16 protein-coding genes are annotated in these 16,105 nt (G+C 39.0%); 7 read left to right on the forward strand and 9 right to left on the reverse strand.

What is annotated here, in order from left to right:
* The first annotated feature begins 386 nt into the window (after window positions 1-386).
* The gene (locus EHQ52_RS12705; protein WP_244244860.1) at window positions 387-1,118 is read left to right on the forward strand and encodes a matrixin family metalloprotease; all 732 of its coding nucleotides are present in this window, start codon (window positions 387-389) and stop codon (window positions 1,116-1,118) included.
* 61 nt (window positions 1,119-1,179) lie between these two features.
* Here the strand turns inward: EHQ52_RS12705 and EHQ52_RS12710 are convergent, their stop codons facing one another.
* Both EHQ52_RS12710 and bcp read right to left on the reverse strand, forming a co-directional pair.
* On the reverse strand, window positions 1,180-2,673 hold the full coding sequence (locus EHQ52_RS12710; RefSeq protein ID WP_135615502.1) for a leucyl aminopeptidase: 1,494 nt from the start codon (window positions 2,671-2,673) through the stop codon (window positions 1,180-1,182).
* The gene (gene bcp, locus EHQ52_RS12715; RefSeq protein WP_135615503.1) at window positions 2,670-3,149 is read right to left on the reverse strand and encodes a thioredoxin-dependent thiol peroxidase; all 480 of its coding nucleotides are present in this window, start codon (window positions 3,147-3,149) and stop codon (window positions 2,670-2,672) included. The genes EHQ52_RS12710 and bcp overlap by 4 nt, the downstream gene beginning before the upstream one ends.
* Before the next feature lie 122 nt (window positions 3,150-3,271).
* Here bcp and EHQ52_RS12720 point away from each other — a divergent pair, with 122 nt between their 5' ends.
* Window positions 3,272-3,646, forward strand: a complete 375-nt coding sequence (locus EHQ52_RS12720; RefSeq protein WP_135615504.1) for a hypothetical protein — start codon at window positions 3,272-3,274, stop codon at window positions 3,644-3,646.
* On the opposite strand, the gene EHQ52_RS12725 is transcribed toward EHQ52_RS12720, so the two are convergent.
* Together EHQ52_RS12725 and EHQ52_RS12730 are read right to left on the reverse strand one after the other, a co-directional pair.
* Window positions 3,643-4,026 carry a VOC family protein gene (locus EHQ52_RS12725; protein WP_135615505.1) on the reverse strand — a complete coding sequence of 128 codons (384 nt, stop codon included), beginning with the start codon at window positions 4,024-4,026 and terminating at the stop codon, window positions 3,643-3,645. The genes EHQ52_RS12720 and EHQ52_RS12725 overlap by 4 nt on opposite strands.
* A 68-nt stretch (window positions 4,027-4,094) precedes the next feature.
* Entirely contained in the window at window positions 4,095-4,859 is a 765-nt protein-coding gene (locus EHQ52_RS12730; protein WP_135615506.1) for a helix-turn-helix domain-containing protein, read from the reverse strand.
* A gap of 73 nt (window positions 4,860-4,932) precedes the next feature.
* Between EHQ52_RS12730 and EHQ52_RS12735 the strand changes: the two genes are divergently transcribed.
* The gene (locus tag EHQ52_RS12735; RefSeq protein WP_208653482.1) at window positions 4,933-6,204 is read left to right on the forward strand and encodes a glycosyl hydrolase family 18 protein; all 1,272 of its coding nucleotides are present in this window, start codon (window positions 4,933-4,935) and stop codon (window positions 6,202-6,204) included.
* A gap of 26 nt (window positions 6,205-6,230) precedes the next feature.
* Here the strand turns inward: EHQ52_RS12735 and EHQ52_RS12740 are convergent, their stop codons facing one another.
* Window positions 6,231-7,235, reverse strand: coding sequence for an MBL fold metallo-hydrolase (locus EHQ52_RS12740; RefSeq protein ID WP_135615507.1), 1,005 nt, complete (start codon window positions 7,233-7,235; stop codon window positions 6,231-6,233).
* Window positions 7,236-7,344: 109 nt separating this feature from the next.
* Between EHQ52_RS12740 and EHQ52_RS12745 the strand changes: the two genes are divergently transcribed.
* Window positions 7,345-8,046, forward strand: a complete 702-nt coding sequence (locus EHQ52_RS12745; RefSeq protein ID WP_135615508.1) for a Crp/Fnr family transcriptional regulator — start codon at window positions 7,345-7,347, stop codon at window positions 8,044-8,046.
* Window positions 8,047-8,056: 10 nt separating this feature from the next.
* Here EHQ52_RS12745 and EHQ52_RS12750 read toward each other — a convergent pair whose 3' ends face one another.
* The gene (locus EHQ52_RS12750; protein WP_135615509.1) at window positions 8,057-9,226 is read right to left on the reverse strand and encodes an acyl-CoA dehydrogenase family protein; all 1,170 of its coding nucleotides are present in this window, start codon (window positions 9,224-9,226) and stop codon (window positions 8,057-8,059) included.
* Between the two features lie 141 nt (window positions 9,227-9,367).
* On the reverse strand, window positions 9,368-10,162 hold the full coding sequence (locus EHQ52_RS12755; protein WP_135615510.1) for a crotonase/enoyl-CoA hydratase family protein: 795 nt from the start codon (window positions 10,160-10,162) through the stop codon (window positions 9,368-9,370).
* 178 nt (window positions 10,163-10,340) lie between these two features.
* Here EHQ52_RS12755 and EHQ52_RS12760 point away from each other — a divergent pair, with 178 nt between their 5' ends.
* From EHQ52_RS12760 to EHQ52_RS12770, 3 genes are all read left to right on the forward strand, one after another.
* Window positions 10,341-11,477 carry a helix-turn-helix domain-containing protein gene (locus tag EHQ52_RS12760; protein WP_135615511.1) on the forward strand — a complete coding sequence of 379 codons (1,137 nt, stop codon included), beginning with the start codon at window positions 10,341-10,343 and terminating at the stop codon, window positions 11,475-11,477.
* Window positions 11,478-11,591: 114 nt separating this feature from the next.
* Window positions 11,592-12,659, forward strand: a complete 1,068-nt coding sequence (locus EHQ52_RS12765) for a fatty acid desaturase (RefSeq protein ID WP_208653483.1) — start codon at window positions 11,592-11,594, stop codon at window positions 12,657-12,659.
* Between the two features lie 21 nt (window positions 12,660-12,680).
* On the forward strand, window positions 12,681-13,958 hold the full coding sequence (locus tag EHQ52_RS12770; RefSeq protein WP_135615513.1) for a condensation domain-containing protein: 1,278 nt from the start codon (window positions 12,681-12,683) through the stop codon (window positions 13,956-13,958).
* Between the two features lie 148 nt (window positions 13,959-14,106).
* Here EHQ52_RS12770 and EHQ52_RS12775 read toward each other — a convergent pair whose 3' ends face one another.
* Entirely contained in the window at window positions 14,107-14,514 is a 408-nt protein-coding gene (locus EHQ52_RS12775; protein ID WP_135615514.1) for a hypothetical protein, read from the reverse strand.
* Between the two features lie 9 nt (window positions 14,515-14,523).
* Window positions 14,524-15,981 carry an APC family permease gene (locus EHQ52_RS12780; protein WP_135615515.1) on the reverse strand — a complete coding sequence of 486 codons (1,458 nt, stop codon included), beginning with the start codon at window positions 15,979-15,981 and terminating at the stop codon, window positions 14,524-14,526.
* Window positions 15,982-16,105: the final 124 nt, after the last annotated feature.

Raw genomic sequence — 16,105 nt, forward strand, 5'->3', positions numbered from 1 at the left:
TCGGTGTAAAAAATTTCTAAACATAGATCGGAACGTTTAGAAGAAGTTTGGAAATAAATTTACTAATCTAAAATATGTATTTTTATTTGCGTTCGCTTCTCAAAACGATTCTCAAACTGAAATTAATATAACATTCGATTTATTTAATATAATTTTCGAAAAATAAAATATTTGATGCAAATTTTCGTAACTGCTTCGTCATAATATTTAGAACCGGGGATTTGTTTAACAAACAAGCCTGAATAAAAAGAAAAACTCCCTCGCGATGATCGATCCCGCGATAGAGAAAATTTAAAGATACATTACAAAAAGCTAAATCCGTTTTCGTTAAGTTCGATTTCTAAAAACAAAAACTCTGAAATCGGGTATTTTCTGGGGAAAAAATAATGAGGGTATCTTTAGCTCTGTCCGTACTATGCCTTATTGCATTTTCGCAATGTGCCCAAATGGAAAATCCTTCTAGTGATCTCACTTGGGAAGAAAAACAACTTCTCTGGATCGCATACGGAGAAGAGATGAAAGGCGGCCTACAACTTACAAAAGCAGCGGCTCAAAAATGGGGCCTTGGTATAGATGTTTATCCTGCTAAAACCAGAGTAGACAGAATGAGAAATACAATCGCATTTACCGAGTCAGGAAAATGCCATGTCGAAGGTATCTCTCAGAAGAATATAAAAGATTGTCAGCTATTCTCTTCTAATCCTTTTTATCTTGCCGCATGTTCTATTAGTGCAACTACCACTATTCAAAACAGTGTAATTTTTATCTTTAAAGATAGGATCAAAGCAACTGCTGATGCAATGAGAATGGAAGGAAGCAATATCGACGCAAAAGAATATATTATTGCGACAGTTGCTCATGAAGTGGGGCATTGTCTTGGATTACAACATTCACAAGATCCTAAAGATCTGATGTTCCCAATGTTGACTGGAAGTGTATTTGAACCTAGCAGAACTGAAATGCATGCAGCACAAGCGTTGTATGATACTTCTTTACCGCCTGGTTCGATAGATGATTCTAATCTATATACGAAACAATCAGACTTTACTTACTTAAAACAATATACCGTTCCTTCGTTTGCGGTATTCGGAAATATAAATATGGAAGAGGAAGACTGATAACCCCAGAACGGTAAAACCGGTCGGTCTTCTTATGGTGTGAATCGAAGATTGCCGGGGATTAAACTCCCCGGTTTTTTTCTAATTTTTCGGCCAGGTCTACAAGCAGCCTTACGCCATATCCACTTGGTCCGTTCCCAATTTGGGTCCCAGATGCTTTTTTTCTCCAAGCAGTTCCTGCAATATCAATATGAGCCCAGTCAATTCCTGGATCCACAAAACGTTCCAGGTATTTTGCAGCAGAAAGGCTTCCACCAGGACGTCCTGCAATATTACGTAAATCCGCTATATCACTTTTTAGGTCTTCACCATATTCTTCCCATAAAGGTAGATTCCAGGTTCTTTCGTCGGAAGAAGTAGAAGCCTCGTCCAAAAGCCCACGTAGTTTGTCGGAATTACTCATAACTCCAGCAGCTTCATGGCCCAAAGAAATGATGATTGCTCCTGTTAAAGTGGCCAGATCTATCATGTAGTCCGGTTTGTATTTTTTTCCTACGTAAGAAAGAACATCCCCTAAAACAAGACGGCCTTCTGCATCCGTGTTTTGGACTTCTACAGTGAGTCCATTATGAGCAGTATAAACGTCTCCCGGTTTCAAAGCGGCAGCATCCGGCATATTCTCCGCAACTCCGATAGCAGCAATTACTGGAACTGAGATGCCTAATTCTGCGATCGCTCCGATCGCATGGATCACTGCAGCAGCACCGCACATATCATATTTCATTTCGTGCATGTCTTGTGCAGGTTTGATACTGATCCCGCCCGAATCGAATGTGAGACCCTTTCCGATCAGAGCTAATTTCTTTTTGGATTTTGCCTTAGGTGGGTTATATTCCAAAACGATCATCTTAGGCTTTTTATCTGAACCTTGGGAAACTGCAAGAATTCCACCCATCTTTTCTTTTTTAAGCTGGGGTTCGTCCATTACAGTGATCTTTAGTCCTGCTTCTTTTGCGATCTCTTTGGAACGAGAAACAAATTCTTCTGGAGTGAAATGATTCGCAGGAAGGTGAGCGATATATCTGGCGCCATTCACATATTTGCTGACTGCTCTGGATTTATCCAAACCTGCTTTAGCAGATTTTTCTGCATTAGGATCTTCTAATACGAAACTTACATTTCCGAATTTTAGTTTTTTCTCTTTAAAATCCTTTGTAAGAACATTGATTGGAAATGCACCTAGATCGATTGAATTTGCGATCTGATAAACCAAAGAAGAAGGGGAAAGAGTTTTGGTCAAAAATCTGGTGAGTTTGATCTCCAATCCAACTGAATCCCATTTACGAAGTTTTTCTCCTATACTCAAGAAAATCTGAGCTACAGAGCGAATGCTAACTTTGTTGGAGTTCCCAAGGCCAAGGTAGATAATTTTTTCGGACTCATCTATAAAACTTTGGCCGGATTCTGCTGTGAATATTCCTGAACGGATCTGATCAGAAAATTTGGTCTCTAATTCTTTAGGCAGATTGTCTTTTGTAACAGGGATTACTTTATAAATATTTTTGGAAGTGTTCTTCCCGATGCTAAAATTGATTTTTGATCTTTCTATCTTCATTTTTTGTCCAACGCCTTGATATCTCCGAGTATTTCGTCCACGTGACCTTTCACGCTAACTTTCGGATAAACTTTCAAAATTTTCAGATCTGTTCCGATCAAGAACGTGGTTCTGAGAATTCCCATAAATTCTCTTCCCATAAACTTTTTCAACTGCCAGACTCCATAAGCCTCGCAGATACTTCCGTCTTCATCAGAGAGAAGAGTAAAATTGAGTTCTTGTTTTTCTATAAATTTCTGGTGGGACTTAACTGAATCTTTGGAGACGCCGACTACATTATAGCCTTCTTTTTTAAGTCTCGCGAAATTATCCCTAAAATCACAGGCCTCAGTAGTGCAGCCAGGGGTTTGGTCCTTAGGATAAAAATATAATACCAGACCGTTCTTTCCTGCCAGATCCTTGAGAGAGACCTTTTCCCCGTCTTGGTTCAGGGTCGTAAAACTAGGGGCCTTGGAGCCCGCTTTTAAAGTACTCATACAAAGACAAATGATGGGGAACTCTGCTTCTATACAAGATTTTTTGTTTCGTTTCCGATTTCAGAAGGGAAGAAGAAGGTAAAAAGCCTTGCGAAATCGGAAAAGCTGACGATAGTAAAACTATGGATCCTAAAGAAAGAATGGAACTGATCCGTCAGGGAAATCAGGCCTTCAACGAAGGTGATATCCGAAAGGCCAGGGAATGTTTTCTGAAAACGGAATACAAGGACGGGCTCATTCGTTTAGGAGACCATTTCATGTTCGAGAAAAAACTTCCGATCCTAGCCTATGGTTATTATAAGAAGGCGGGCTATCAGAGAAGGATAGACGAAATTTTCCAAAGAATGTTATGGGCACTTTCCCAATGGCTCGGACCTGATAAGTTCAAAAATCCCGAACCCGAAAGAAAAGCTCCGGATCCGGAAGATTTTGTGGTCCATCCAATTTTAAGACAAACCGCCTTGGACATTCTCAAGAAAAACGGAATGTCTATCTAAGCGCTTACTGGCGCCGTATACTTCACGAAATCTATACCGATACCATTCGGATCAGAAACTGCAAAATGTCTGTCTCCCCATTCTTCTTCCTTTAGATCCAAAAGAATAGTTAAGTTTTTCTTTTTCAGTTCAGAATAAAGAAGATCTACATCTTCAGTTTCAATCGTGATATACATTCCAAATCCAGAATATTCTTTTTGGAAGGCGGGATTTTGGCCTGGAAGATCCGGAAGTAAAAATGAAATTTCATGTTTTCCGCTTGGGGTAGAAAGAAGAATGTACCAATCATTCTCAAAAACGATCTGAAATCCTAATTTTCCTACATAGAATTCTTTGGTTTCTTTCAGTTTACTTGTAACGATTCCTGGATTTAATTTCATAAGTTTCTCCTATGAATTTGAATTTAACCTAAAACCAAAGATAAGGATTGTAAAAATCGGACAAAGTATTAGCGGAATTTACGCAAAGAAGAAGGTGTGAGACCGGTAAATTTCTTCCAGTCTTTAATAAAATGAGACTGGTCATAAAAACCTTCTCCAATATCCAACTGGCCGTTTTCCTTCCAATTTCTGAGAGCAGTTTGGAACCTAAGAACTTTTGCAAATTCCTTAGGAGAAAGTCCTATATTTTCGGAAAACAATCTTCTCAGATGCCTGGAAGAAATTTGAAATCCTAATTTTTCAGTGGGCTTTTGAAAATCTGAATATATCTCGTGCAGAGAAGTTTGGATTCGTTGGTCAGTTTCTAAGGACTTCTTCTTTAAAAGTTCCGAAAAATAAAGATCACATGTTTTGATACGATTGAAAAAAGAATTAGAAATTCTTAATTTATCTTCTAACTCTTTGGCTTCTGTCGGAAATATTTCATAAAAAGGATAAGTTTGAGCTTTGATCTCTCCTAAATCCATTTTAAAAAATCTGCGAATTCCAGAAGGTAAAAATCGTATTCCAAACCAACGATCTCCTGGCTGGATCGGAAAACTTTCTAAGGAAATAGGGGAGAGTGAAATTAAGATAGGATCATCCGAGTTTACATTCATGATTAGATCTACGCAAGCATCTGGAACGACTTGGTATTGGCTCGGTGTGGATAGTTCGGAACTGAATTCCCAGTAATATGCGATACAAGAGATGAGTGCTGTGCAAGGCGCGATCTCGGAATATTGGATTCCTAGATTGAGTTGTAACGGACTGAAATCTTTTTTGTATTCCATCTTCAGAACTATCGTTTCTTTGGATTTGTTTTACTACTTGTCATTGTTTCTATTTGTTAAAACTTCGGAAACATTGAAACGTATTATTGATCAGCTATTTTTCCTTATTCTTATTTTAGCATTCTCTGCCGTTTTGGGAGCATGCTTTTTGGAGCAGCCAAATGGATCCCAAAAGGTTGTACATCCAACAGCTAAAGAAGGCAGATTATTTGCTTCTACCTGGTCCCAAGATTTTTATGCGATGATGAAGTATGTCCATCTTTATGATGAGATCCATCCATTTTTGTATAATCTGGAAGGAGGTCGCAGCAATACTGGACGTATACTTTCCGTTTGGAAGAAGGATGAAATAGACGAAAGGATCCGTTGGCTAAGGCTCATGTCTCCTCGTACATTGATCATTCCCACAATCTTTCGATGGGAAAATGATTTCGAAAAAGTTTCGGATGTGATCGGTCTAAATGGAAATACTAAAGTTAGAGATCTTCATATCCAAAATATTCTTAAAGAGATAGATACTTATGGATACGATGGGATAGATATAGACTACGAAGGAATGACCTGCGAGAAAAAAGAAGTATTTCAGGAATTTCTAATACTTCTTCGTGACGAACTGCATAAAAAAGGAAAAATCTTATCAGTAGCCATTCACCCTAAGACTGTTGCAGAGAAAACTTCCGTATATCCTTGTAAAGGGTTAAAATCTCCTATCCAAGTGGATTTTTACGAAGCCTATAGAGGACAATTAACTCACGATTATGAGTTTTTGGGAAAGGTTGCAGATAAGGTCAAAATTATGGCCTATGAACTGCATCCCCGTAAGCAAGGTTTTCCAGGTCCTGGACCCCAGGCTCCTGATTGGTGGATCGATAAAATTTTAGAATATGCAGTTGCTCGTATTCCTAATGAAAAGTTGTATATGGCAATCCCAACATATGGATATGATTGGGCATTACATTGTCAGGCAGAAACAAAATCAGTCTATTATTCGCGCGCAAAATGGATCCGGGATAAAATGGCCCCTAGGAAAGAAGAGCCAACAGACGTATTAGAAATTTTTAAAACACAGCCAAAGGCGGCAGATTGGACTTATCTCAGGCCTTATTTATACAGACACCAAGGACATGTATATTCAGATCCTTCTCTTTGGTATCGAATGGGTGGCTGTGATCGTGTAGCATTCTATATGAATAGAAGCGCTTTCGAAAAGAAGATGAAAATATTAGATAAATATAAGATCCGGGGATTTTCTTTCTGGCAATTGATAGAAGATAACGATCCTGAGATCAATAAATATCTGGAAGAAAAATTAGGAGAAGAAGCCAAGATCACTCCTTCTCCTTAATCTATTGTAATAAACGGAGATGATTTTTATTTCGTCAATTTGACGACCGGTGCTTCCCCCCACTGAGAAGGTTCATGCCCGTAAATTACTTTCGTTTTTGGAAACTTTTTTACGAAGGAATTCATTCTACGAATGATATCCGTTCCCATCTCTTTGTTCACTGTAAATCCAGGAGGGACTTCGTTATCGAATCCACCTTTTAAGTGGGAGGAATCGAACGTGAATAATAAGGGCCCGCTTGCCGCATTGAGTAGGACTGCAATTTCGCCTTCCGTATGGCCTTTAGCGGAGATTACCCAAACAGAACCGTCACCATAAAGATCGTAAACCGAACCTAGAATAGGCATCTCGAAAAAATTCTCCTTAGGAAGAATTGACAGATCGAAATCAACGGAAAGTGCTTCTGAGGAATATCCGTGAAAAACTGCGAATATTTTACTCGCGTCTTTGGCTTCTTCCTCATGTATCAATACGCGAACCGGCCCCCTATTTCGGAGAGCTTTCATCCCGCCGATATGATCCCAGTGTAAATGAGATGCTAAAACGAAATTTAAATTATCATTAGAAATATTTAATGTATTTAGTTGGCTTGCAGTGTCTCGCCCAGGCTCTGAGAGACATTTCGTATTGAATAATGGACCGATTAGGCTGAAATCGCATCGATTCTCGGAATCGATGTTGGGTACCCCAGAATCCAATAGGAAATATCCTTGTTCCGGATGTTTTATTAGGTAACTAAGGGCGGGTACCCATTGGTCTCGTTTTTCTTTTTCCGGTGTCTTCGGATTATCTGCATCTATCAAGACAGAAGGTCCTGTAAAAACATTACCTGTCAGAAAGGCTGTGACTTCTAAACGGGTGGGTTTGGATAAAACTTCTTCCCAATTCTTGAACTTTTTCTCCTGTTTTGATTCGCTCTTCCAAACCTGAGCAGTTTTCTTTATAGGAGCTCCTAAAAAACAATCGTTACTGGTTAAAAGGGAGAATAGTAGAAGGCTCCCAAAAGTGATTTTTCGAGTATAGTTTGGCATTTGAATCCTCTATATTTCGGAATTTAAGATTTCCGATTCATTCTGATTTAAGATACATGGAACTTGGCCGATCTTCTGGGACTTTTGTTCCATTCGGTAAGAAAAATGTATGAAATTTTCGAAGGAAGTTTCCAAAGCTCTAGAGTTAAGTATCTTTTCTTCTTTGGAAAAAGAGAGTTATCTACCTCTGATTGAAAGAGGAGTTTTAGTAAAATTTAAAGCAGGACAAATCGCTCAAAGAAAACCGGGGGATCCTGAATATGCAGGGCTTGTTCTCTCGGGATTTTTTAGGATGTATCTTTTTGCAGAATCGGGAAGACAAACTACGGTTCGTTACACTAGACAGGGCGATATGATGGGAATTGTAGGAGCTCTAACACCCGAAGAAAAAACTGGGCAGCCGGAAGAGACATTCGTTCAGTCCTTGACCGATTCTGAAGTGCTCGCATTGTCCTTCGAAGATCTAAGATCCTATGGGAAAAAATCTGCCGAACTTGCTTGGTTATTTGCAGAAGAATGTGCAAGAAGGGCCTACGCGGCTCTTCGGGAATTGTACGGGGTTAGTTTTATGGGAGTTAGACAAAGACTTGCTAGACACTTACTCTTGAACGCGATTAGCGGAGAAAATCCTCCTTTTCTATCGGTGAATCTTTCCCAACAGGATCTCGCCGATTCGATCGGAACAGTAAGAGAGGTGATCGTTCGGGAACTCAGGAGTTTGAAACAGGAAGGATTAATCGCTAGCTCTCGAAATCGGATAGAAATCCTAGATCCGATCGGATTACATTCAGTTTCCGAAGAAGGTCATTAATTCAGGTATATTATTCTTTCATGATACTTCCGGAGATGATCAATTTTTGGATCTCGCTTGTTCCTCCACCTATTTCTCCTAAGCGTGTGTCTCTATATAGGCGAGAAACTTTATATTCGTCCATATAACCTGCGCCCCCATGTATTTGTACCGCAAGATTTGTAACTTCTCTTGCTGCAGTAGTTGCGAATAATTTACATGCGGCGCATTTTCCGGAAAGACTCATGCTTGGTTTTCCTTCCGATTCCATTTTTTCCATTTCCCAAGCGGTATTATAAGTAAGCCATTTTGCTGCTTCATACTTAGAATAAATTTCTGCGAGCATGAATGCAACACCCTGGTGTTGGTAAATGGATTTGCCGAAACTTTTGCGGGAAGCAGAGAAAGATTTAGATTCATCTAAACAAGCCTTCATAACTCCTAAGGAATAAGCCGCCAAAGAAAGTCTTTCTGCGTTGAAGGTTTGCATTGTTTGTCTAAAACCTTTTCCTAATTTACCTAAAATATTTTCTTCCGGAACTTCTACATCTTCGAAGAATAATGCTCCAGTAGGGGATGCTTTCAATCCCATCTTATCCATTGCAGCAGACCTGGAGATACCTTTGGAGTTCAGATCTACTATAAAATGAGTGAGTCCCTTTTCTTTTCCAGTTTCGTCTTGGGTTCTTGCAAGAACCAAACAATAGTCCGCATTAGGTGCATTTGTTATAAAAGTTTTTTGGCCTGAGAGAAGATAACGATCCTTTCCTGATTTTTTAGCAAGTGAAGAAAGTCCTGAAACATCAGAACCTCCATCAGGTTCCGTAACGCCTAAGGAGCCGATCGTTTTGCCTGAGATAATATTTGGCAGATACTTTTTCTTTTGCTCTGGTGTTCCGAAATGTTTAATAGGAAGTCCGAATAAACCTGCAGAAGCACCTGCACTGAAAAATGTAGAACCACAAGATTCTGAAATAATCTCCATGGCTAAAGTGCTTAAAAAAACTCCGGCACCTTGTCCGCCGAATTCCTCTTCATGCAAAAGACCTAAATAACCAGCTTCTCCCAGCTTGAGATAATGAGATCTGGGAAGTTCCTTTGTTTTATCCGCTTCTTCCGCAAATGGACTGATCTCCTTTTTGCAAAAATTACGAAATGATTCTGTGAACTCTTGTTCATCGGAACTTAGGCTAAAATCCATTAATGATCCCTCGGATCCTGCTAAACTCGAAGAAACATACATGAAGGCAAGTAGAATTCCTTGCGTCCGAATATCGTTTGTTAGGAATGCAAACTAAATATGGATTTAAACTGAAGTTCTATATTCCAAAAATTTAAAATACTATTTTCCTTTGAAAACTGCAGTTCTTTTTTCCAGTAGGGAGCGGATACCTTCTTGGCCGTCTTCCGATTTTAAACAATCAGTCACCAAAGGTACTAGATCATCAATTGCTTCCAGATCTCCAACTTCGATTGCTTTTCTTGCATTTTCGAGAACCGCATCTATTGCTTTTGGAGCTTGGGCGGAAATTTTTTCGGCAAGTTCTATTGCTCTTGCTAATAATTCTTTTTTAGGCAGAACTTCTTGTAAAATTCCAATCCGATATCCTTCAGAAGCATCGAAAGTGTCTCCTGTTAAGATATATTTCATTGCATTTCCCCAACCTGAAGCTTTTACGAATCGGATTGTAGCTCCGCCAAAAGGCAAAATCCCTCTTTGTACTTCCATTTGAGCGAATACTGTTTTCTCTGCGGCGAGAGCAATGTCGGAAGCTAACATCAATTCAATTCCTAAAGTTAGGCAAAACCCGTGGACTGCAGTGATCAAAGGTTTTTTTCGAATTCTACCTGTTCCCCCAGTATCCCAAGGATTGATATTTCCCTTTTGGAAAAAATTTCTGCCTTGTTCGATAATCGATTTAGCAACATCTTCCAATTCTAAACCGAAAGTGAAATGAAGACCATTTGCATATAGAACCGCGCATCTGGAACTTGGATCATCTTCGTAAACAGTAAGGGCATCACTTAACTCCATGATCATCTGTGTATTCATCGCGTTCCTGGCATCGGGGCGATTGAGTGCAATACAGAACACAGGACCTTTCTTTTCGATTTGGATATAAGTATACGATTTCATAAAATCCTCCGGGGCAGGTAGACCATATAGTCTACCATTTGGATCCTATGTCTTTTGTTTTTCTAAATTTGATGTCAAACTTCTTTGGTTTTTGGAAAGAACAGATTTCGTTTCCCAACTAAAATAGGAGGTCCTACAGAAGGTTGACAACCTGCAAGGATAGTAGATAAAGCCTTGGATGCCTAATCTTCCGATTTTATTTCCGGAACAAGTCTCTCAATCTCCGGCTTTCTGGATTTTAGTTTCTTTCGCGATATTCGGAACTTATCTCGGGGCATTATTATGCGTTGGGCAGAATATTTTAGAAAGGAAAACAGCTCTCAATCGTTTGCTTTCTTTATTATTCGTATGTCTCGGGCTATTGCAAGGCAGCTGTTTATTTTACGTATTTGGACTTTCTTCTTCTTATCCAAGGATTGTACTTCTTCATATTCCTGTTTTGGGTTCCATAGGTCCCATCCTATACGGCATTCACAAGATCATACAGAACTCAGAATTTGAAAAATCTACATTAGGCTTAAGCCCCAAACATTCCATTCTACCAGGGATCATTTGGATTTTATATTTTTTAAGTTTTGTTCTGGATTCAGATACTATCAGAGAAGGTATTCGAACATTTTCCGGAACAAGAAGCGAATTTGATCTAGCTTTTTTAGCCCCTCTACTTGTGCTAGCAGCTTATATTGCCGGCTTATTGACAGGTAGTAGAATATTATTTAAACCGAATGTTTTGAAAGAAGAATGGACTGCAAGAGTTCTTCTCTATATCATTCTTGCCACAATTGCAAATCATTCCGTCGGCGCATTTTTTCTGATAGATAAGAATCCGCTCTTTCTATTGGTAAGTGCTTCTATGATGGGACTTAGTCTCTGTGTTTCTTATTTGATTGGCAGAAGGTACCCTGCTTATTTCCAAAATTTGCAGGAGGTCGCAAGAGTCACCTTTCAGAAATATTCCCGCTCCTTACTACAAGGAATGGATCTCGCTACACTCAGAGAAAATTTGCTTCAAGCGATGGAAGTCGAAAAATTATACAAAGACGAGGACTTGAGTTTGGCAAGTCTTGCGGATGAGTTAGGACTTTCTTCTCACCAACTTTCAGAATTGATCAACCAAGAAATGGGCAAAAATTTTTCAGCATTCGTTAACGAGTATAGGATCCGAGAGGCTTGTGAGCTACTTTCTAAAAACAAGGATACTTCTGTTCTGGATATCGCCTACGAAGTTGGGTTTAGGAGTAAAACTTCCTTCCATAGGGCGTTTCAGAAAGAAGTTGGAGTTCCTCCGTCTGAATATAGAGAGAAAAATTCTTAAAGATCGGTCCCATCCTATCAATTGAAACCGATTCTACGGTATCGGTTTATAGAATGGAACGACGGATCTGAGATCCTTGATATAATTCCACCTATCAGTTACATCGGAGTGGATATGAGTTCCCTGACCCTTGAGCGAAAAAACATTTCGGATCGATTTCCCGAAAAAGAAAAAACAAAACGTATCATCAAATGGATCCGCCGTTCGGATTCTAAACTCAGAAAACGTTTCTCCTTTTTAAAATACCAAAATGCGATCGGATTCGGGATCACTATAGGATCCGCTTTAGGAATGATCCTGCTCGGAAGTTTGTATGTAATGGATATCATTCCATTCTGGGCTTGTATTATTGGTAACGGGATCTTCGCATCTTTTCTTCATGAGATGGAACATGACCTGATCCACAGTATTTATTTTAAAGAAAATCCTAAGATGCAGAATTTTCTATTTTGGATGGTCTGGTTGTTCCGTGCGAATACAGTCAATCCTTGGTTCAGAAAAGAGATCCATCTTCTTCATCATAAACTTTCCGGAAACATAGAAGACATAGAAGAAAGATTTATTAGCAACGGAATGCCTTGGGGTATTAGACGTATACTTGTGATGATAGATCCTATCATGGCAGTTGTTCTGCAAGGTCCTAAGATCAGAAAAGATGCGATCCGCTATCTTGCAAAGATAAAAGCTAAGCCGATCAAGGGACCTTATCGTTTAGTGTATCTTCTTCTTTGGTATTCATTCTTGATCTGGGGAATGATCTCTTTGATCAATTGGTCACTCGGAAGCCCTATACAAGAAACTGGAACCGCTGCCTATATTCATAATTTCTTAAATACTGCAGCGGTAGTATATCTGATCCCTTGTTGGCTTAGACAATCTGCTATACAGATCGTATCTTCTAATATGCATTATTACGGTGATGTTAAGAGTTTATACCAACAGACCCAAGTGCTGGATTCTTGGTGGATATTACCTTTACATATGTTCTGTTTTAATTTTGGAGCCACTCATGGGATCCACCATTTTGTGGTAACACAGCCGTTCTATCTGCGACAAGCGGTCGCGCCTAAAGTAAAACCATTCTTAAAAAAATATGGAATTCGTTTTAACGACTTTGAAAGTATGACAAGGGCGAATCGTTACCAAAAAGAAGAAATGGATGGTATTGCGATTCCGGCCTAGTATTTTAAAGTCGGAAATGGCATGCAAAATTTAAAAGAATCTGAAAGACCCCAAGGTCAATTCATACGATCTTTAGACCAGGCGGAGGCAAATTTCTGGTTATATGACCGCGCCTCCTCTATGAACTTCTGCGTAATGGCAGAAGGAGAAGGTTCTTTTTCAGAAGAAAGTTTACGTAAAGCTCTGGACCTTATCCAAAACAAACATGCGTTAGCTAAGGTTCAGATCTTAAAACAAGCAGGACAAGATTCTCATTTATACTTTGCAACCTCTGACAAAAAAATCCCGATCCAAAAAGATTTCTATTCTCCTGATTGGAAATCCAAATTAGCAAAGGAAACTATCCGACTTTTTGAATTGGGAGATTCTCCTTTAATCAGAACTATATTTTATACTTCCGGAAATTCTAAATTTGCGATCGGAGTTATCTTTCATCATAGTATTGGAGACGGAAGATCAGGTTGTAGATTTCTTTTAGATGTACTTAGAGCAAGCACGGGAGAAGCAGACGAAATCGAAGAAGATTCAGAATATTCTTCCTTAATGGAATTATATCCAGCAGAAGAATTGTATAAAGGTGAACCTAAACCTGAAAAACCTCTTCCCATTCCTCAGTTCTCTCGCAAAAAAGAAGAACAAGATCCTGAGATCATTAGTTTTTATTTGGAAGAAGAAGACGTAAGTGCTCTCTTAAAAACTTCTAAACAAAAAAAGATTTCCTTTCATGGGATCTTGGGTGCTTCTCAAGTAACCGCATTTGCAGATTTTTTTGATAGAGGGCAAGAAGGAGTATTATATCTTTCTACTCCTGCCGATCTAAGACCTCATTTGAGTCATCCTGTGCCTGATTCTGCATTAGGACTTTATATTTCTCTATTCACTACTCCTGTAAATATCAGAGATCCTTTTGATATAAAAGCAAAAACGATCATGAATGATGTAAGAGCTCGTATCGGAAGAAGAGAAGGTCGAGCCTTTTACGAACTTCTTCCCCCTTCTGAACAATTTTTAGAAAAGGAAGATGGACTAAAACTTTTTCAATTGCTGATGAATCGAAATCCTCAAGCCAGTTTGTTGAGTAACGTAGGAATTATCCCTGTTTTGGCATCAGATGAAATAAAAGTAAAAGAACTTTCTTTTACAGTCCATCCAGCTTTGACCCAAACAGTTTTTACGACTGTGACAACTTACGAAAACAGAATGGCAATCAATATAAACTACGATAAGAATCGCTGGAAGGAGACTGATATCTCCCAATTTGCATATTCTTTCCGGAAGAATATACTTTCGAATTTGTAGGACTGTTTCGAACGGATTTCTCGCTCTCTAAGGATCGCTCGAAAGGTCACTCAAAGTTTCTGATGATTTAAATGCAGTCTGTTTGATTTGAAATTTGACTTCGTTTTACTCAGTCACCCTTCGGGTTTTTTCGCTCCCTACGGGTCGCTCAAAAAGGAAGGATTCTTTTTCTATTTATAAAAACTCTTCTGCCCAGGATCCAGCCCCAGATTAACATCCCGCAACCTAAATAAGAGATTAGGTTTGGAATTAAAAGAATTTCCACTTCTGCAAGAACAGGAACTTGCATAGTCAGACCTGCGAGCATTATGATTGTGTGGATCTCTGCAACTCTTGATTTCTTTTCATCAAGATATTTGCCTAATCCGCCGCCACTAATGAATGCCAGAACTCCGAAGATAGCTCCTGTCCTTCCTATATATGCGGAAAAATATTCAAAATTCTGAATATCAGGAAATTGGAATAGAATGATGAGTGGGCGAGAGAAAAGAAAACCTAGGGAAATGACCCCTAAATATCTATGAAGCTTAAGCTTGTTTTTAGGAGAAAGTTCCAAGCTGGAAACTTAAGCGGGATCTCCGCTGCCTACAGGAACAGGTTCATTTTCCGGAAGCAAACTTAAACCGCCAGCTTCCAATGCAGGTTCTGAAATAGTATCCATTGAGATCGGATGAGACTTTTTCGAAAGTTTAAAATAATAATACAATGGAACGGAGAACAGAGTAAAACCAAAACCCCAAAGAGCTTCTGCACTTTTATTATAAAGCAAGGTTCCTATAATTAGAATATTAGAAAGTATATATAAATAGGTAGAATATGGATAACCTGGTATTTTGAACTCATTTTTTAAATGTCTTTTTTCGAAAATGACAGGAGTGTAAGCAGTGATGGTTGCAAGTAAAAGAGTAGAACAGGTGATCAAATATAAAAGTGATTCGATCTCTTTTACAAAACAAAAGAGGCAAGCATACAAAAACTGAAATATCAAAGATTTGTAAGGGCTGTGATATTTAGTATGTAATTTAGCCATGCTTGGGAAAAAAAATCCGTCTCTTGCCATTGCAAAATAGATCCTGGACCCGCCGATAATATAAGCAGAAATCCCTCCCAAAAATACCCAGCAAATGAATGCAGTGATCAGGATATTTACACCACTTCCAAATAAAAATCCGGAAGCAGTTACGCCAATCTTCTCATCCCCCGCCAAAAATTGGATAGGAGCAGAGCTTAAATATAAAAAATTGATCAGAACATAAAGAAAGGTAACTAGAATACAAGAAACGATCACAGCTTTGTAAATATTCTTTTCTGGATCTTTTACTTCTTCTGCTACGTATGTGATCATATTCCAGCCCAGATATGAAAAAGTGACTGGGATTGCTCCTGCAAGCAAAAGATTCCATCCATTCAGGTCGGAAGGGATTAGAGAGAAGGATTCAAAATTTTGAATATTATAATTTCCTATAGTAAAACCTAAGGTCACAAATGCAACCAGGCCTATAATTTTAAAGGTAGTAAAGAAATTCTGGATGCGAGAAGCGAGTCCTATCCCGAAAAAATTCACAATCGTAAAAAATAAGATCGTGGAAATCCCTATAATCTGGGCAACACCCAAGGAAAATGTGATTCCTAAAAACTTGGACTCTAAGAAATAAATGTCCCAACTTGGATTGAATAAGGTCAAAAACGATTTAGAAAATGCGATCGCCGAAAGAGAGATAGACGCCGAAAAATTCACCGACAAAGAGAGCCATCCGCTTGAAAATGCAACGATAGGGGAGTAGGCCTCCTTTAGATAAACGTAATCTCCTCCTGCATACGGAAAGATACTCGCCGATTTCGCATAACTCATTGCACCAGCGATGGCTAAGAGTCCGCCTAAGATCCAACAAAGAAGTGCCCAATTCGGATTGGCAGTTTGGGTAAGTATATAACCCGTAGTGATAAAAACTCCCGGTCCCACCATAGAGCTGAACATAAGAGAGATGGAATCGTAAAGATTAAGAGAGCGGCGAAGTTTCATTTTGAGTTTTGGTCAAGATAGCCCCTTTACTTTCACTCACAAGACATTTTCAAAACCACTTAAATCACTCAATGTAGGAAGTCCTACATGCTTGTGGAACTCTTATGAATGATTTGGGCGGCTC

The organism is Leptospira koniambonensis, assembly GCF_004769555.1.
In the GTDB taxonomy this organism is placed as follows: domain Bacteria; phylum Spirochaetota; class Leptospiria; order Leptospirales; family Leptospiraceae; genus Leptospira_B; species Leptospira_B koniambonensis.